Source organism: Rhizobacter sp. P2_D12, from assembly GCF_056404395.1.
The window spans coordinates 29,063-46,532 of sequence record NZ_JBFUEB010000009.1; the positions used below are offsets into that span (position 1 = coordinate 29,063).

Annotated in this window: 17 protein-coding genes and 1 pseudogene; 9 read left to right on the forward strand and 9 right to left on the reverse strand. The window is 70.0% G+C overall.

The features are described from left to right. Positions 1-5 precede the first annotated feature (5 nt). The 4 genes and pseudogenes from AC1DYN_RS04505 to AC1DYN_RS04520 all read left to right on the forward strand — a co-directional run. A complete protein-coding gene (locus tag AC1DYN_RS04505) occupies positions 6-773 on the forward strand; it encodes a fumarylacetoacetate hydrolase family protein (RefSeq protein ID WP_477957913.1) in 768 nt (255 codons plus the stop codon). 20 nt (positions 774-793) lie between these two features. Next, positions 794-1,810: a 2-dehydropantoate 2-reductase gene (locus AC1DYN_RS04510; RefSeq protein ID WP_477957914.1), complete on the forward strand. Its 1,017-nt coding sequence runs from the start codon at positions 794-796 to the stop codon at positions 1,808-1,810. 3 nt (positions 1,811-1,813) lie between these two features. Then, a complete protein-coding gene (pyk, locus tag AC1DYN_RS04515) occupies positions 1,814-3,241 on the forward strand; it encodes a pyruvate kinase (RefSeq protein WP_477957915.1) in 1,428 nt (475 codons plus the stop codon). Next, positions 3,238-4,176: pseudogene (locus AC1DYN_RS04520) on the forward strand (LysR family transcriptional regulator); the annotation flags it as partial. The gene pyk and the pseudogene AC1DYN_RS04520, both read left to right, overlap by 4 nt. A gap of 244 nt (positions 4,177-4,420) precedes the next feature. Here AC1DYN_RS04520 and glxR read toward each other — a convergent pair. From glxR to gcl, 3 genes are read right to left on the reverse strand one after another with little or no spacing between them, the layout of a single operon-like run. Next, positions 4,421-5,326, reverse strand: coding sequence for a 2-hydroxy-3-oxopropionate reductase (gene glxR / locus AC1DYN_RS04525; RefSeq protein WP_477957916.1), 906 nt, complete (start codon positions 5,324-5,326; stop codon positions 4,421-4,423). Positions 5,327-5,350: 24 nt separating this feature from the next. After that, positions 5,351-6,130: a hydroxypyruvate isomerase gene (hyi, locus tag AC1DYN_RS04530; RefSeq protein ID WP_477957917.1), complete on the reverse strand. Its 780-nt coding sequence runs from the start codon at positions 6,128-6,130 to the stop codon at positions 5,351-5,353. A 15-nt stretch (positions 6,131-6,145) separates the two neighbouring features. Then, positions 6,146-7,942 (reverse strand): glyoxylate carboligase, encoded by a 1,797-nt coding sequence (gene gcl / locus AC1DYN_RS04535; protein ID WP_477957918.1) that lies wholly within the window; start codon positions 7,940-7,942, stop codon positions 6,146-6,148. A 122-nt stretch (positions 7,943-8,064) separates the two neighbouring features. Here gcl and AC1DYN_RS04540 point away from each other — a divergent pair, with 122 nt between their 5' ends. Together AC1DYN_RS04540 and AC1DYN_RS04545 are read left to right on the forward strand one after the other, a co-directional pair. Continuing rightward, positions 8,065-8,973, forward strand: a complete 909-nt coding sequence (locus tag AC1DYN_RS04540) for a LysR family transcriptional regulator (RefSeq protein WP_477957919.1) — start codon at positions 8,065-8,067, stop codon at positions 8,971-8,973. A gap of 44 nt (positions 8,974-9,017) precedes the next feature. Then, positions 9,018-9,767, forward strand: a complete 750-nt coding sequence (locus tag AC1DYN_RS04545) for a molybdate ABC transporter substrate-binding protein (RefSeq protein ID WP_477957920.1) — start codon at positions 9,018-9,020, stop codon at positions 9,765-9,767. A 9-nt stretch (positions 9,768-9,776) separates the two neighbouring features. Here the strand turns inward: AC1DYN_RS04545 and pcp are convergent, their stop codons facing one another. Both pcp and AC1DYN_RS04555 read right to left on the reverse strand, forming a co-directional pair. Beyond that, entirely contained in the window at positions 9,777-10,424 is a 648-nt protein-coding gene (gene pcp, locus AC1DYN_RS04550) for a pyroglutamyl-peptidase I (RefSeq protein WP_477957921.1), read from the reverse strand. 50 nt (positions 10,425-10,474) lie between these two features. Further along, positions 10,475-10,888, reverse strand: coding sequence for a hypothetical protein (locus AC1DYN_RS04555; RefSeq protein WP_477957922.1), 414 nt, complete (start codon positions 10,886-10,888; stop codon positions 10,475-10,477). Positions 10,889-11,278: 390 nt separating this feature from the next. Between AC1DYN_RS04555 and AC1DYN_RS04560 the strand changes: the two genes are divergently transcribed. Further along, positions 11,279-11,821: a YgjV family protein gene (locus AC1DYN_RS04560; RefSeq protein ID WP_477957923.1), complete on the forward strand. Its 543-nt coding sequence runs from the start codon at positions 11,279-11,281 to the stop codon at positions 11,819-11,821. A 37-nt stretch (positions 11,822-11,858) separates the two neighbouring features. Beyond that, positions 11,859-12,956, forward strand: a complete 1,098-nt coding sequence (locus AC1DYN_RS04565) for a DUF748 domain-containing protein (RefSeq protein ID WP_477957924.1) — start codon at positions 11,859-11,861, stop codon at positions 12,954-12,956. On the opposite strand, the gene AC1DYN_RS04570 is transcribed toward AC1DYN_RS04565, so the two are convergent. Both AC1DYN_RS04570 and AC1DYN_RS04575 read right to left on the reverse strand, forming a co-directional pair. After that, positions 12,913-13,395, reverse strand: a complete 483-nt coding sequence (locus AC1DYN_RS04570; protein WP_477957925.1) for a DNA-binding protein — start codon at positions 13,393-13,395, stop codon at positions 12,913-12,915. The two genes, AC1DYN_RS04565 and AC1DYN_RS04570, sit on opposite strands and share 44 nt — an antisense overlap. A 44-nt stretch (positions 13,396-13,439) precedes the next feature. Continuing rightward, a complete protein-coding gene (locus tag AC1DYN_RS04575) occupies positions 13,440-13,880 on the reverse strand; it encodes a hypothetical protein (protein WP_477957926.1) in 441 nt (146 codons plus the stop codon). A 108-nt stretch (positions 13,881-13,988) separates the two neighbouring features. Between AC1DYN_RS04575 and AC1DYN_RS04580 the strand changes: the two genes are divergently transcribed. Continuing rightward, positions 13,989-15,791, forward strand: a complete 1,803-nt coding sequence (locus AC1DYN_RS04580; RefSeq protein ID WP_477957927.1) for a bifunctional metallophosphatase/5'-nucleotidase — start codon at positions 13,989-13,991, stop codon at positions 15,789-15,791. Here the strand turns inward: AC1DYN_RS04580 and AC1DYN_RS04585 are convergent. Both AC1DYN_RS04585 and AC1DYN_RS04590 read right to left on the reverse strand, forming a co-directional pair. Then, positions 15,775-16,518: a sulfite exporter TauE/SafE family protein gene (locus AC1DYN_RS04585; protein WP_477957928.1), complete on the reverse strand. Its 744-nt coding sequence runs from the start codon at positions 16,516-16,518 to the stop codon at positions 15,775-15,777. The two genes, AC1DYN_RS04580 and AC1DYN_RS04585, sit on opposite strands and share 17 nt — an antisense overlap. Continuing rightward, complete coding sequence (locus tag AC1DYN_RS04590) at positions 16,511-17,374, reverse strand: LysR family transcriptional regulator (protein WP_477957929.1); 864 nt, start codon at positions 17,372-17,374, stop codon at positions 16,511-16,513. Before AC1DYN_RS04590 ends, AC1DYN_RS04585 begins: the two co-directional genes overlap by 8 nt. Positions 17,375-17,470 lie beyond the last annotated feature (96 nt).

Genomic DNA, 17,470 nt, shown 5'->3' on the forward strand with positions numbered 1-17,470 from the left:
ACGACATGCAACAACACTGGGTCCGCTTCGAACACGCCGGCAGGCTGCGCTTCGGCACGCTGCAGGGCGATCGCGTGCACGAGCACGAGGGCGACATGTTCGGCCACTCGGCCGCCACCGGCGCCACCTGGCCGTGGTCGGACGTCGACCTGCGCGCGCCGGTCCAGCCGACCAAGGTGATCGCGCTGTGGAACAACTTCCACGCACTCGGCGAGAAACTCAAGCTGCCGGTGCCGGCCGAGCCGCTGTACCTGCTGAAGGCGCCGAACTCGTGGTTCCACCACCGCGGCGCGATCCGCAAGCCGCTGTGCGACGGCAAGGTGGTGTTCGAGGGCGAGCTCGGCATCGTGATCGGCAAGACCAGCACCGCGGTGCCGCTCGAGCGGGCGCTGGAGCATGTCTTCGGCTACACCTGCGCCAACGACGTGACGGTGGCCGACATCCTGAACCGCGACGCGTCGTTCGCGCAATGGGTGCGGGCCAAGGGCTTCGACACCTTCTGCCCGATGGGCCCGGTGGTGGCCACCGGCCTCGACCCGGCGACGCTGTCGGTGCGCACCTGGCTGAACGGCGAGCTGCGCCAGGACTACCCGATCAGCGACATGCGCTTCCCGGTGCAGCAGTTGGTCAGCCTGATCTCGCACGACATGACGCTGCACCCCGGCGACGTGATCCTGTGCGGCACCTCGATCGGCGTCGGCTCGATGAAGCCGGGCAGCACGGTCGAGGTCGAGATCGGCGGCATCGGCAGGCTCAGCAACCGGTACGACTGATCAAACCACTGGAGAATCCCATGAAGATTGCAGTCATCGGAGCAGGCGCCATCGGCGGCCTGGTCGGCGCCAAGCTCGCACTGGCCGGCGAAGACGTGACCTTCATCGTGCGCGGTGCCAACCTCGACGCGATCCGCAGCAACGGCATCAAGCTGACCGCCCCGGACGCGTGGCACCACGTGACGCGCAACGTCAGCGCCACCGACAACTACGGGCAGGCCGGCCCGCAGGACATGGTGATCCTCGCGATGAAGGCGCACCAGGTCGAGGCGGTGGCGCCCGAGGTGCACAAGCTGTTCGGCCCGCAGACCGTGGTCGTCACGATGCAGAACGGCATCCCGTACTGGTATTTCCACAAGCACGGCGGCCCGCTCGAAGGCAGCCGCGTGCGCAGCGTCGACCCGCAGGGCACGCTGGCCGACCTGATCCCGGCCGACCGCGTGATCGGCTGCGTGGTCTACCCGGCGTCCGAGCTGGTCGCACCGGGCTTCGTCAAGCACATCGAGGGCGAGCGGCTGCCGGTCGGCGAGCTGGACGGCTCGAGCAGCGAGCGCGTCAACAAGGTGTCGGCCTGCTTCGGCAACGCCGGCTTCAAGGCGCCGGTGCTGGAGGACGTGCGCGCCGAGATCTGGCTCAAGCTGTGGGGCAACCTGACCTTCAACCCGATCAGCAGCCTGTCGCATTCGACGCTGGTCGACATCTGCCAGTACCCGCCGTCGCGCGACCTGGCCGCCGCGATGATGCGCGAGGCGCAGGCGGTGGCGCACAAGCTGGGCATCGAGTTCCGCGTGTCGCTCGAGAAGCGCATCGCCGGCGCCGAGAAGGTCGGCAAGCACAAGACCTCGATGCTGCAGGACGTGGAGGCCGGGCGCGCGCCGGAGATCGACGCGCTGGTCGGCGCGGTGGTCGAGCTGGCGCGCCTGACCGACACCCCGACGCCGCACATCGACACCGTGTACTCGCTGGTCAAGCTGCTCGCCCGCACGATGCAGGACCAGCGCGGCCAGGTGCGGCTGCACGAGATGGCACAGGCCTGAGCCATGAAACGCTCGCGCAGCGCCAAGATCGTCGCCACCCTCGGCCCCGCCACCGCCGACGCACCGGGCATCCGCGCGCTGTTCGAGCGCGGCGTCGACGTGTTCCGCCTCAACTTCAGCCACGGCACGCAGGCCGACCATGCACGGCGGCTGGAGATGATCCGCGCACTGGAGAAAGAGGTCGGCCGGCCGATCGGCGTGCTGCTCGACCTGCAGGGGCCGAAGCTGCGCCTGGGCAGCTTCGACGGCGGCCGCGCGCAGCTGGCGGCCGGAACGCGCTTCCGTCTCGACATGGACAAGACGCCGGGCGACGCGACGCGCGCGCCGCTGCCGCACCCGGAGATCTTCGCGGCGCTGCAGGCCGGCACCGAGCTGCTGCTGGACGACGGCAAGCTGCGGCTGCGCGTCGACCGGCATGGAGCGGATTTCGCCGAGACCACCGTGCTGGTGGGCGGGCCGGTCTCGGACCGCAAGGGCGTCAACGTGCCGAGCGTGCTGCTGCCGATCTCGCCGCTGACGCCGAAGGACCGCGACGACCTGGCGTTCGGCCTCGCGATGGGCGTCGACTGGGTCGCGCTGTCGTTCGTGCAGCGGCCGCAGGACATCACCGAGGCGCGCGCGCTGGTCGGCGACCGYGCGTGGATCATGGCCAAGCTGGAGAAGCCGGCCGCCATCGAGCACCTGGACGAGATCGTCCGGCTGTGCGACGGCATCATGGTCGCGCGCGGCGACCTCGGCGTCGAGCTGCCGCCCGAGCAGGTGCCGGAGCTGCAGCGGATGATCGTCGCGTCGTGCCGCCGCCAGGGCAAGCCGGTGGTGGTGGCCACGCAGATGCTGGAGTCGATGATTTCGTCGCCGGTGCCGACGCGGGCCGAGGTGTCCGACGTCGCGACCGCGATCTACGACGGGGTCGACGCGGTGATGCTGTCCGCGGAGTCGGCCTCGGGCAAGCACCCGCTGGAGGCGGTGGCGATGATGGACCGCATCGTCGTGCAGGCCGAGGGCGGCGCGTCGTATCGCCAGGGCATCGATGCGACGCACACGCCGGCGCAGTCGACCACGGCCGATGCGGTGTGCGCCGCGCTGCGCCAGGTGGCCGCCCTGCTCTCGCCGGCCGTCACCGTGACCTACACCTCGTCGGGCTTCACCAGCCTGCGCGCCGCGCGCGAGCGGCCGGCGGTGCCGATGATCCTGAGCCTGACGCCGGACATCGTCACCGCGCGTCGGCTGGCGATGGCCTGGGGCGTGCACGCGGTGCGCATCGACGGCGTGAGCGACGTCGACCAGATGATCGCGCGCGCGACGGCGGCGGCGCGCAGCGAGGGCTTTGCGCAACCCGGCGATGACGTGGTCGTGGTGGCGGGCCTGCCGTTCGGCCAGTCGGGCACCACCAACCTGCTGCACGTTGCACGCATCGCGGCCGACGGATGAAGAATGCGACGCTGCGCCAGCTGAAGGTGTTCGAATCGGTCGCACGGCTGCTGAGTTTCTCGCGCGCGGCGGAGGAGCTGCACCTGACGCAGCCCGCGGTGTCGACGCAGGTGGGCAAGCTGGAAGAGCATGCCGGCAACGCGCTGTTCGAGCAGTTCGGCAAGAAGATCTACCTGACGCCCGCCGGCAGCGAGCTGCTGCAGATCAGCCGCGGCATCATCCAGCAGTTCGAGGCGGCCGAGTACGCGATGACGCAGTTCCGCGGCGTGTCGGGCGGCAAGCTGAACGTCGGCGTGATCAGCGCCGGGGACTACTTCTTCCCGCGGCTGCTGGTGGAGTTTGCCGGCCGCCACAGCGGCGTGACGCTGAACTTCACGGTGCACAACCGCGAAGGCCTGCTGACCCACATCGCCGACAACCTGACCGACCTGGCCATCATGGTGCGGCCGCCGGTCGACCTGGACACGGTGCACGAGGCCTTCGCGCCGCACCCCTACGTCATCGTCGCGGCGCCGAGCCACCCGCTGGTCGGCGTGAAGCAGATCGCCCGCGACGCGCTGATGCGCGAGAACTTCGTGGTGCGCGAGAAGGGCTCGGACACCTGGCACTCGATGGAAGAAGGTTTCGGCGGCGACCTGGGCGAACTGCACGTGGCGATGGAGATCCGCAGCACCGAGACCATCAAGCAGGCGGTGATCGCCGGCATGGGCATCAGCTTCCTGTCGGCGCACACCATCAGCCAGGAGCTGAAGGGCGGCAGCCTGCGGGTGCTCGACGTCGAGGGCTTCCCGCTGATGCTGAACTGGTACGTGGTGCAGCGGCGCAACAAGCGGCTGCCACCGGTGGCGCAGGCCTTCAAGGACTTCCTGCTGCGCGACGGGGCGCCGTTGATCTCGCAGATCGTGCCGGCGCACGCCTKAATGAAAAAAAAGCGGCCCCGGGAAGGGGCCGCTTTCTTGGGAATCTTGTCGGATCAGCCGCGGCTGAATGCAGCGCGCAGGGCCTTGACGAAGATCACGATGGGCATCGCGGCGATCAGGTCACGCACGGTTTCTTCGGTGCGCAGCGCGTCGATCGACTTCGAGGTGATGGCTTGGTTGTTCATGGGGTGCTCCGGGTCGTTTGATGATCGAAGCACCAATTATAGGGTTTACCCTAAACCCCTTTCAAGCGCACATTTCACGATACCGGTTGCCCGATCTCGTGGTTCGCCAGCGTCTCCAGCGCCTTCACCATCGCCGAGTGGTCCCAGGCCTTGCCGCCATGCGCCGCGCATGAATTGAACAGCTCCTGCGCGGTGGCGGTGTTGGGCAGCGAAACGCCGAGCGCGCGCGCGGTGCCGAGCGCCAGGTTCAGGTCCTTCTGATGCAGCTCGATGCGAAAGCCCGGGTCGAAGCTGCGCTTGACCATGCGGTCGCCATGCACCTCGAGGATCTTCGACGACGCGAAGCCGCCCATCAGCGCCTCGCGCACGCGCGCCGGGTCGGCACCGGCCCGCGACGCCAGCAGCAGCGCCTCGCCGACCGCCTCGATCGTCAGCGCGACGATGATCTGGTTGGCCACCTTCGCGGTCTGGCCGTCGCCGTTGCCGCCGACGCGCGTGATGTTCTTGCCCATCAGCTCGAACAGCGGCTTGACGCGGTCGAAGGTGGCCTGCGCACCGCCGACCATGATGGACAGCGTGGCGTTCTTCGCGCCCACCTCGCCGCCCGACACCGGCGCGTCCAGGTACTCGCAGCCGGCCGCCTTGATCCTCTGCGCGAAGTCCTTGGTGGCGATCGGCGAGATCGAGCTCATGTCGACGACGATCTTGCCCTTCGACAGCCCGGCGGCCACGCCGCTCTCGTCGAACAGCACCTTCTCGACGTCCGGCGTGTCCGGCACCATGATGAAGACGATATCGGCCCGCTCGGCCACGCCGCGCGAGGTCAGGCAGATCGTCGCCGACGACTCCGCCAGCGCCGGCGGCAGCTTGCCGATCGTGTGCACGAAGAGCTGGTGGCCGGCGCGGATCAGGTGGCCGGCCATCGGCGCGCCCATGATGCCCAGGCCGATGAAGCCGAGCTTGAGGGGATGAGAGGTCATGCGGAAGCTCCTGCAGGAAGGGAATCAGATCGCCAGGCGCTGGAGCCAGTCCAGGCCCGCCTCGGTGGTGGTGGCCGGCTTGTATTCGCAGCCCACCCAGCCGCGGTAGCCGATGCGGTCGAGGTGGGCCAGCAGGTAGCCGTAGTTGATCTCGCCGGTGCCGGGCTCGTGGCGGCCCGGGTTGTCGGCCAGCTGGACATGGCCGATGCGCGGCAGGCAGCGCGCCAGCGTCGCGGCCAGCTCGCCCTCGGTGCGCTGCGCGTGGTAGATGTCGTACTGCAGCAGCACGTTGTCGGCCCCGACCTCGTCCATCACCTCCAGCGCCTGCTGCGTGCGGCTCAGGTGGAAGCCGGGGATGTCGAGCACGTTGATCGGCTCGATCAGCAGCGTGAGGCCGGCGCGCTTGAGCACCGGCGCGGCGAAGCGCAGGTTGTCGACGAAGGTGCGCTGCACCAGGCCGCTCGCGAAGTTGCCCGGTACCTTGCCGGCCAGGCAGTTGACCTGGCGCACGCCGAGCGCCGTCGCATACTCGATCGCGCGCGTGACGCCGAGCTGGAACTCGGCCACGCGGTCGGGCAGGCAGGCGATGCCGCGCTCGCCGGCATCCCAGTTGCCGGCCGGCAGGTTGTGCAGCACCAGCTCCAGCCCGTTGGCGTCGAGCCGGGCCTTGATCTCCTCGGCCGGCCAGGCGTAGGGGAACAGGAACTCCACCGCCTTGAAGCCCGCCTTGGCGGCGCGCTCGAAACGGTCGAGGAACGGGACTTCGTTGAACAGCATCGTCAGGTTGGCGGCGAAGCGTGGCATGGCGTGTCCTCGGGGTCAGTCGAGCAGGCCGGCGGTCTCGAGACCTTCCTGGCCCTGCGGGTGGCGGCAGTCGATGGGCTCGAACTCGTTGATCTTGTCGATCTCGGTGCCCATCGCGATGTTGGTCACGCGTTCGAGGATGCATTCGACGACCACCGGCACGCGGTGCGTCGCGGCCATCGCCTGCGCGGTGCGCAAGGCCTCCTGGATCTTCTCGGGATCGGTCACGCGCAGCGCCTTGCAGCCCAGGCCTTCGACCACCGCCACGTGGTCGACGCCGTAGCCGCGCAGCGCGCCGTCGCTTTCCGGCATGTTCTGGTTCTCGAACGACAGCTGCACGCAGAAATCCATGTCGAAGCCGCGCTGCGCCTGGCGGATCAGCCCGAGGTAGGCGTTGTTCACCAGCACCTGCACGTAGGGCAGGCGGAACTGCGCCCCCACCGCCAGCTCCTCGATCAGGAACTGGAAGTCGTAGTCGCCGGCCAGGCCGACCACGGTGCGCGTCGGGTCGGCGGCCACCACGCCCAGCGCCGCCGGCACCGTCCAGCCCAGCGGGCCGGCCTGCCCGCAGTTGATCCACTGGCGTGGGCCGTAGACGTGCAGGAACTGCGCGCCGGCGATCTGCGACAGCCCGATGGTGCTGACGTAGATGGTGTCGCGGCCGAACACCTTGTTCATCTCTTCGTAGACGCGCATCGGCTTCATCGGCACCTGCTCGAAGTGCGACTGGCGCAGCATCAGGCGCTTGCGCTGGGCGCAGCGCGACGCCCACTCGCGGTAGTCGCGCAGCGTGCCGGCGGCCCGGCGCTCGCGGGCCACCTCGATGAACAGCGCCAGCGCGGCGCGCGCATCGGAGACGATGCCGTAGTCGGGCGCGAAGACGCGGCCGATCTGCGTCGGCTCGATGTCGACGTGGACGAACTTGCGGCCCTTGCAATAGACCTCGGTCGAGCCGGTGTGGCGGTTCGCCCAGCGGTTGCCGATGCCCAGCACGAAATCGCTGGCGAGCAGCGTCGCGTTGCCGTAGCGGTGGCTGGTCTGCAGCCCGCACATGCCGGCCATCAGCGCATGGTCGTCGGGGATGGTGCCCCAGCCCATCAGCGTGGGGATCACCGGCACGCCGACCAGTTCGGCAAACTCCACCAGCTGAGCGCTGGCGTCGGCGTTGATGATGCCGCCGCCGGCCACGATCAGCGGCTTGTCGGCGGCCAGCAGCATGTCGAGCGCCTTCTCGACCTGGGCGCGCGTCGCGGCCGGCTTGTAGACCGGCAGCGGCGAGTAGGTGTCGATGTCGAACTCGATCTCGGCCATCTGCACGTCGAACGGCAGGTCGATCAGCACCGGGCCCGGGCGACCCGAGCGCATCAGGTGGAAGGCCTGCTGGAAGGCGCGCGGCACCTGGGCCGGCTCGCGCACCGTGACCGACCACTTGGTGACCGGCTTCGAGATGGACTCGATGTCCACCGCCTGGAAGTCTTCCTTGTAGAGCCGTGCGCGCGGCGCCTGGCCGGTGATGCACAGGATCGGGATGCTGTCGGCCTGCGCCGAATACAGCCCGGTGATCATGTCGGTGCCGGCCGGGCCCGAGGTGCCGATGCACACGCCGATGTTGCCGGCGCGGGCCCGGGTGTAGCCCTCGGCCATGTGGGAGGCGCCCTCGACGTGGCGCGCCAGCACGTGGGCGATGCTGCCGCGTTCGCGCAGCGCGGCGTACAGCGGGTTGATGGCCGCTCCCGGGATGCCGAAGGCCTGCGAGATGCCTTCCTTCTCCATCACCAGCACCGCGGCCATCGCCGCTCTCATCTTCGCCATGGGGGTCTCCTTGTCTTGTGGGGCGGATGCTCGCCGCCGCGCCGCACTGCGTGAAGCCAAGTGAGGGGATATGTGATATTCCGCGTCGGAATGCCGCCGCGTGTTGGCCCTACAGTCGGCCGATGGACCGATTGCAGGGGTTGCAGCTCTTCATCCGCGTGGTCGAGACCGGCTCGTTCAGCAAGGCCTCGGCCGACCTCGGCATCACGCAGCCGACCGCCACCAAGCACGTGGCCGCGCTCGAGCAGCGGCTGGGCGCGCGCCTGTTCCACCGCAGCACGCGCGGCGTGACGCCGACCGAGATCGGCTCGCTGTACTACCAGAAGTGCCTGGTGATCACGCGCGAGCTGGAGGAGGCCGACAACCTGGCGAGCCTGCAGCAGTCGGGCATCCGCGGCCAGCTGCGGCTGAGCACCTCGGTGGCCTTCGGCCGGCGCGTGCTGGTGCCGCTGATGATCGACTTCATGCGCGAGCATCCGGAGTTGCAGGTCGACCTGAGCTTCGACGACCGCTACGTCAACCTGGTGGAGCAAGGCGTCGACGTCGCGATCCRCATGGGGCAACTGGCCGATTCATCGCTGGGCGCGAGCTGGCTGGGCGTGAACCCGTGGGTGGTCGTGGCCTCGCCCGGCTACCTGGACGCGCACGGCACGCCGGCCCATCCCGGCGAGATGGCCACGCACGCGGCGCTGATCTACAGCACCGTGCAGGGCGATGAACGCTGGCGCTTCGTCGGCCCTGATGGCGAGGCGCTGCAGGTGCCGGTGCAGGGGCCGCTGCGCTCGAACAACCTGTCGGCCCTGCTGGCGGCCGCGCGTGCCGGCCTGGGCGTGGCCGCCCTGCCCTGCTATGTGGCGCATGCGTCGGTGAGCGCCGGCGCGGTGCGGCCGGTGCTGGCGGCATGGACCTTGCCCTCGCAGGAGATCCACGCGGTGTTCCCGTCGCCGCGGCTGGTGCCCGGCAAGGTGAGCGCGCTGATCGGCTGGCTGCGCGGGCACTTCGACGACCAGTGGTGGACACGCGCGCCTTAGCATGCGTGCCGTCTGCGATTGAATCAACTTCCAGGAGGTTTGCGATGCGCGCTTGTGCCCTGTTCCTGTCATGGATCGTCATCGCGTGCCCGGTGCATGCCGACACGCTGAAGGTGCTGACCGCCGGCGCCTTCAAGCAGGTGGTGCTGGCGATGGTGCCGCCCTTCGAGGCGAGCACCGGCCACAGCGTCACCGTGGTCAACGACACCGCCGGCGCGGTCGCGAAACGCGTGGCCGACGGCGAGGCCTTCGACGTGCTGGTGCTGACGCCGGCCGGGCTGCAGGCGCTGGCCAAGGACGGCAAGGTGTCGTCCGACAGCGTGGCGACGCTGGCCCGCGTGGCGATCGGCGTGGCGGTGAAGGCCGGTGCGCCGAAGCCGGCGATCGGCACGGTCGACGAATTCAAGCGGGCGCTGGTGGATGCGCGCAAGGTGGCCTACATCGACCCGGCGTCCGGCGGCTCCAGCGGCATCTACCTGGACGGGCTGTTCACGCGCCTGGGCCTTGCCGACGCGGTGCATGCGAAGGCAGTGCTGGTCGCGGGCGGGCTGGTGGCCGAGCGGCTGGTGACGGGCGAGGCGGACATCGCGATCCACCAGGTCAGCGAGATCCTGCCGGTGGCCGGCGTCGACCTGGTCGGCCTGCTGCCCGAGGCGGTCCAGAACTACACGACGTACGCGGCGGCGGTGGGCAGCGCCAGCACGCACCAGGCCGCGGCGCGGGCGTTCTTGAAGAGCCTGTCGAGCGAGCAAGGCACGGCGACGATCCGCAGCAAGGGGATGCTGCCGCCTTGAGCCCGCCTCTCAGTGCGTGGCGCCGGCAGCGAGCTTGATGTCGCGCCCGGTGCCCAGGGCGGTGGCGGCCATCAGGCGCACGGCCTTCACCAGCGTGTCCAGCGCCAGGCTGGGCGCGCCGCGGTGGCGTGTCGCCATCTCGGGCAGGTAGGGCAGGTGCACGAAGCCGCCGCGCAGCGCGGGGCGGCGCGTCGCGATGTGGTGGGCCAGGCCGTAGAAGACGGCGTTGCAGACGTAGGTGCCGGCGGTGGCCGAGATCGATGCGGGGATGCCGCCGTGGTGCAGCGCCTGCGCCATCGCCTTGATGGGCAGCGTCGAGAAGTAGGCGGCGGGGCCGTCGGCCACCACGGGTTCGTCGATCGGTTGCCGCCCCGCGTTGTCGGGGATGCGCGCATCGACGATGTTGATCGCCACGCGTTCGAGCGACACGTCGGGCCGGCCGCCGGCCAGGCCGAGGCACAGCACGAGGACCGGGTCGACGTCGTCGATCGCCTGCACCAGCGCCGGGGTGACGTCGTCGACGACGCAGGGGAGCCGGCGTGCGGCCAGCACCGCGCCGCCGATGCTTTCGCCTTGCAGCGCGCGGGCCGCTTCCCACGAGGGGTTCAGTGTTTCGCCGCCGAAGGGTTCGAAACCGGTCAACAGGATGGTGGGCATGGAGACGTCTTGCCGGGGATGGACCGGCCCCCATCGTAAGGGCTCGGGCGTCAGCTGCGCGACGCGGCGGGGATGCCGCCGCTGCGGCGCGACCAGAAGATGCGCAGCCCGTCGTCGGCGATGCCCTGCAGCGACGAAGGCTTGCCCGCCTCCAGCAGCTTCAGGCGCGCCAGCAGTGCCGCGGCATGCTCGAGGTGGAAGCAGCGGGCGATCAGGTCGCACAAGGCCAGGCAGAGGTCTTCGTCGAGATAGCGCACGTAGTTGTCGACCACGCAGTTGCCGAGCCGCTTGAAGTCGGTGAGCGTGAGCGCATGCCGCCGGCGCGCGAGGACCTGGGGAAAGTTCCAGGCGCCGGTGCGGCCGAAGAGCGAGGGATCCGAGAGCACCTCGAGGAAGAAGGCCATGTAGGCATGCGGCATCTGCGAGCAGTGGGCCAGCTCGCTGTCGATGCGATGGGCCAGCATGCAGCAAAGCGCTTCGCTTTGCCGCGGCTGCACGTTGCGGATCCACCGGCGGTAGCGTTGCATCCGAAGGGCCGAAGCCTGGGTGGCGACAGCACGGGGATGGGCGGTACTTGGACGTGGGAGTGCCATGAGCTGGGTTCCTGGCGAGAGGTGGATGGAGCCCCAACAGCTCGGGCGCGTGGCGGGATCCTAGGAACAAGCGGCGGGCGTGTGCTCCTTACTTTCTGCAGATTCGGCGCGTAGGCGCAGGACAGCGCAGCCTTTGAAGCCACTGGCATGTCAGATGACAGCGGCCGGCTCCACAAGGTGCAAGGCGTGCCGCGAGAAACGCCGTCATCCCCCCTCGATTCCCGCGACCGCCCTGCCCCTCCCGACCGGACACTGACGGCCATGTTCGCCGCTGTCCTGGCCTCCGATTTCCTGGTCCACGCCACCGGCCTGTGCGCGCTCGCGCTGAACGTCATCGCGCTGCTGCGCCGCTGCGAAAAGAAGCTGCGCCTGCAATCCGGCGTCGCCGGCCTGCTCTGGGCCCTCAACAACGTGCTGCTCGGTGCCAACGCCGCCGCGGCGCTCACCCTCGTCAGCGCCGGGCGCACCGCCACCTCGGCCGCCACGCTGCAGCGCGGCGAACGCACCCGTCGCACCGCGCTGGCCACCTTCGCCGCGCTCACTGTCGTCGTGGGCCTGCTGACCTGGGACGGCTGGACCACCGGTTTCGTGATCGGCGCCTCGCTGTGGTCGACCTACGCGATGTTCTGCATGACCGGGCGCGCGCTGCGGCTGTCGATGCTCGCCGTCTGCGGGCTGTGGATGGTCCACGCCTGGAGCTATGACGCCTGGGAGCAGATGGCCGCCAACGCCGTGACGGCCTGCGTCGCGCTGTACGGCGCCTGGCGCCTCGAACGCGTTCCAGGGTCATCGCCCGGCGCCTGAGAACACCGGCTCCGCCGCAGGTAGGATCGCGGCTCCCATGCCACCGCTCACCCCTTCCCGACGCCGCCTGGCCCTGCTCGCCGCGGCCGTTTCCGCCGCGCTGCTGCTGCTCTTCATCGGCCTGCGCATCGCCACCCGCCAGCTGCAATCGCAGGTCGTCGCCGCGCTCGGCCCGCGTGCCAGCATCGGCGCCATCGAGGCCGGCTGGACCGGCATCTCGGTGCTCGACCTGCGCATCAAGGGCGCCCCCGGCTGGCCCGCCGAAGACGAGTTGCGCGCCGCCCGCGTACATGTCACGCCCGACCTGCGCAGCCTGTTCGGCGGACCGTGGCGCATCGCCACGGTGCGTGTCGAATCCGCCTACCTGTCGGTGCTGCGCACGCGCGATGGCCGCACCCGCGTGCTGCCGGCGCTGCTCGACAAGCACGACCCCAAGCCCGCCGCCGCCCCGCGCAGCGCCGAACCGGCCGCCAGCAGCCCGCTGCTGACCATCGGCCAGGTCGAGCTGGACGCCGCACAGCTCGATTTCTTCGACAACTCGGTGCGCCAGCCGGCCCTGCGCCTGAGCCTGCAGCAGCTCGACGCGCAGGTCGGCCCGCTGGTGCTGCCGCAGCTCGACAAGCCGCTGAAGGTCCAGTTCGACGCCGTCTTCAAGGGCACGCAGCGCGACGGCCGCATCGCCATCTCGGGCGACTACACACCGGCCACGCGCGACGCCGACATCCACGCCCGCCTCACCGGCGTCGACATGGTCACGCTGCAGCCCTACCTGCTGAAGGTGGCCGAGAGCGGCGTGCGGCGCGGCGCGGCCGACCTCGACATCCGCGCCACGGTGCTGAAGAACAAGCTGCACGCCCCCGGCAAGCTGACGCTGACCGGCCTTGAGTTCGCGAGCGACGGCGCGCTCGGCACCGTCGCCGGCCTGCCGCGCCAGGCGGTGCTGTCGGCGATGACGAAGCAAGGCAAGCTCGACGTCAAGTTCACGCTCGAAGGCCGGCTCGACGACCCGTCGTTCTCGCTGAACGAGAACCTCGCGACGCGCATCGCCTCGGGCATGGCCGAAAGCCTGGGCGTCAGCCTGTCGGGCATGGTCAAGGGGCTGGGCGGGGTGGTGAAGGGCCTGTTCGGGCAATAGCCTCGCGCAGCTCGGCGATCTCGCGCCGCGCCTCGGCCAGCTCGGCTCGCAAGCGCACCGCCCGGCCGCTGGCATCGAAGGCGGCCGCGTCGGCAATGCGCGCCCGCTCCTTCTCGGCCTCGACGTTGGCCACCGCCGCCGCCAGGCCGGCCCGCACGCGCTCGTCGAGGTCGCGCCGCGCCTCGGCCAGCGCCGCCTCCCAGAAATAGCGCGCCGCCTGCAGCACCGGCCCGGGCACGTCTGGCGGCGCCGCGAACGACCCCGGATCCTTCAGCCGCCCGCCCAGGTGCTTGTACCAGGTGTCCAGCCACGGGCTGACAGTGTTCGGCGAGCCGCGCCCCAGCTTGCGGCGCACGCGCTCGATGGTGGGTCGCTCGCCGGCCAGCAGCAGCGCGTCGCTCGCGGCCCAGACGTCGTGTTGGGTGATGCCAGTCGCCATTTGTCGGACTCCATACGGCGGATGTATGGAATATTACAACGCGATCAGGGCTGGGTGCGGGCCCCCGCCTCGCGCTCCATCTGCAGCATCCGCGCATTGCGGGCGACGCAGTCGCCGGGGATCACGCTGCACAGCGCGTCGTCGCTGATGCGCAGCCGGCGCTGGCCGGCGCGGAACGGGCCGAGGAAGCGCCCGGCGGCCTCCACCGCGCCCGGCATGCCCATGCGCAGCGAATTGACCGCGCCGACCCAGCCGAAATACTGCGTGCCCAGGCGCTCTTCCGGTTTCATCCTGCGGTCGGCCAGCCGGCGCGCCACGCAGTCGGCAAATTCGTTGGTGTCGTGGTGGATCAGCGGATAGCACTGCGCCTGCGTCTGCAAGGCGGCCGCCTTGATGCGCTCCAGCCTGTCGGCGGCCGGCGCCGCATCCGCGGCACTCCCTAGAAACGCAGCCAGCAGCAGCGTGAAAATCGATCGAAGCGGCATGAAGCTTGCGAACCGGCGCAGCGGAAGAAAAGCATGCACTGTAGCCGCCCCCAGCGTCACAGCGATGTCATCGCCTCATCGAAGAATCCGCACGAACCCAGGGACACCATGACACACACCGCCTCCATGCGCCGCGTTGCCGGCCTCGCCTCGCTCATTGCCTTGCTGGCCGGCTGCGCCAGCGACGACCCGGCGCCGGCCCCCGCGCCGGTCTCGRTCAAGCTGATCGCGATGAACGACTTCCACGGCAACTTCGAGGTGCCGGCCGCCACCAACGGCGGCTCGGTCATCGTGAAGGACCCCGCCAACCCGGCCGGCACCACGGTGCGCACCGGCGGTGCGGCCTACCTCGCGACGCTGGTCGCGCAGCTGAAGGCGAAGAACCCGAACAACGTCGTCGTCGCCGCGGGCGACATGATCTCGGCCTCGCCGGTCGCGTCCTCGCTGACGCACGACGAGTCGACGGTCGACATCCTCGGCCAGGTCGGCCTCGAGGTCACCTCGGTCGGCAACCACGAGTTCGACCACGGCAAGGACGAGCTGCTGCGCATCCAGAACGGCGGCTGCTTCCCCGGCGGCGTCACCGGCACCGACACCTGCCTGGTCAACGGCACCTACCCCGGCGCGAAGTTCAAGTACCTGTCGGCCAACACCCAGGTCACCGCGACCGGCCAGACGCTGTTCCCGGCCACCTGGGTCAAAAGCTTCGGCGCCGCCTCGGTCGGCTTCATCGGCCTCACGCTGAAGGCCACGCCGACGGTCGTCACCTCCACCGGCGTCGCCGGGCTCGAGTTCCTCGACGAGGCCGGCACCATCAACACCGAGGCCGCCAAGCTGAAGGCCCAGGGCGTGACCGCGGTGGTGGTGCTGATCCACCAGGGCGGCCAGACCACCGCCAGCACGCTGGACGACACCAGCTGCCCGAACCTGAGCGGCGAGATCGTCCCCATCGTCGATGCGCTCGGCAAGGACGTCGACGTCGTCGTCAGCGGCCACACGCACCAGGAGTACGTGTGCGTGCGCAACGGCAAGCTGCTCACCTCCACCGGCTTCTACGGCAGCGCCGTCACCGAGATCGACCTGAMGCTGCTGCCCGGCACCGGCGTCACGGCCAAGGTGGCGCACACGGTGCCGGTGATCAACGACCTGAACACCACGCTGCCGGCCGGCCTGACGGCGCTCGCGCCCGATGCCGCGGTCGCCGCCTCGGTGCAGAAATACGTCGCGCTGACGGCCACGCTGAAGAACACCGTCGCCGGCAGCATCACTGCCGACATCAAGCGCGCGCTGCTGGCCGGCTCGTCGACGCCGACGCGCGACGAGACCGCCGAAGGCCCGATGGGCGACGTGATGGCCGACGTCTACCTGGCCGGCGGCCCGCAGGCCGACATCGCCTTCATCAACCCGGGTGGCGTGCGCGCCGACCTGATCTTCGCCAACGGCGGCCAGGTGACGGTGGGCAACCTGCTCGACGTGGCGCCGTTCTCGAACACGCTGGTCACGGTCGACCTCACCGGCACGCAGCTCAAGCGCCTGCTCGAGCAGCAATGGGAAGCCGCCAACTGCGCCGCCAAGACCGGTGCCAACGGCTGCGGCCGGCTGCTGCAGCCGAGCGCCGGTTTCGCGTACTCGTGGGATGCCGCCCAGCCCTCGGGCGCGGCCGACGGCCAGGGCAACCGCGTGATCACCGGCTCGATGATGCTGAACGGCACCGCGATCGACCTGGCCAAGACCTACCGCGTCACGCTGAACAGCTTCATGGCCCCGGGCCCGGGCGACAACTTCGGCGTCGTGACCCAGGGCAAGAACATCACCAACAGCCAGGTCAAGGACATCGATGCGCTGATCGCCTACATGAAGGCACACCCCAACCTGGCGCCGCCCGCGCCGCGCATCACGCGCGTGAACTGAGGCCCGACGCGAGCAAGGCCACGCCCGAGGCCGTCAGCACCGACAGCACCAGCTGGCGGAAGGCGGCCTCGGAGATGCCGGCATACAGCCGCGCGCCCAGCAGCACCGGGATCAGCATCGCCGGCGCGACGATCGCGAACATCGGCAGCATCTCGCGCGTGACGAGGCCGCGCGCCAGGTAGACACCCATCGTCACCAGCAGCGCGGCCAGGTTGAAGTTCTGGATGATGGCGCGCTGCTCGTCCTTCGCGAAGCCGCGCAGCGTGCACCACAGCGTCGGGATGGTGCCGGTGAAGCCGCCCAGCCCGCCCATCATCCCGCCGACGCCGCCGACCACGCCATCGGCCAGCCGGCCCCCGAAGCGGATGCGCGGCAGACGGCTGGACAGCAGCATCGCCGGGCACCACACGACGAGCAGCGTGCCCAGCACGATCTTGAACAGCCGCACGTCCAGCAGCGGCAGGATCGCGACGCCGACCGGCACGCCCACCGCGGCGCCCAGCAGGAAGGGCATCAGCCGCCGCCAGTCGAAACCGCGCCGCACCGTCACCGCCGCGATGACCTGGCCCGTCAGCGAACCGAACACCGCCAGCACCGCCGCCAGCCGCGGGTCGAGCGACCAGGCCCAGAACGACATCGCGGTCAGCCCGAAGCCGAAGCCGGAGAGTCCTTGCACGAAACCGGCCGCAATGGCGCCAAGGGCGACGATCAGGTAGGCGTCATTCATGGACGTCGAGTGTGCCTGCACCGGCCGCATGGCGAAGACCGTCGAGCGCGGGCTGCACGACGGCGGCATCGGCCTCTTCCGCGAAGATCGCGTACACCGGGTACAGGAACTCGGGCGCGCCGGCCACGCGGTGCAGCCGGCCACTGACGATGTGCTTGCGGACCACCGCCAGCCGCACGTAGGCGGAGCCGCCGGCCGCCAGCACGTACTCGCGGCCCAGCGGACCGAGCCCGGCGCGCACCGGCGCATTGCTCAGCTGGGGGAAGGCCAGGCTGTGCTGGGTCGCGAACTCGGGCCCCCAGTCGACGTAGATGTAGTCGTCGGGGTCGATCTTGCGCCGGCCCTTGCGGGTGGTGACCAGCACCAGCTTCTCCTCGATCAGCAGCTCGATGCGCAGGCCCGGCCGCAGCTGCGGCGCATGGACCACCGCGATGTCCAGCGTGCCGTTGGCCACGCGCTCCAGCAATTCGGGCGCGGCCCCGACCTCGGTGCGCAGCGCGAGCTTCGGTGCGGCGCCGCGCATCCACAGCAGCCAGTCGATCAGCAGCGGGTCCCACAGGCTGGTCTCGCAGCCGATGGCCAGCACCGCCTCGCGCCCCGGCGGCACCGCCACCTGGTGGCGCGCCCGCTCCCACACCTGCACCAGCATCGACGCATAGCGCACGAAGCGCTCGCCGGCCGGCGTCAGCGTGGCGCCCGCCTTGCTGCGCACGAACAGCGTCGCGCCGACCGCCTCTTCGAGCGCCCGCACGCGCGCGCTGACCGCCGTCTGCGTCACGTGCAGCTGCTCGGCCGCGCGCACGAAGCTGCCGGCCGCGACGATGCCGAGGAAGGTCTTCGCGAGGGCAATGTCCATGCAGCAACATTATTGCTGTCAAAAGCCAATAAAGATCGCTTTACTTGGGGTGCCGGCGCTCCCACCATGCAGGCGTCGATCCACTCCCGGAGCACC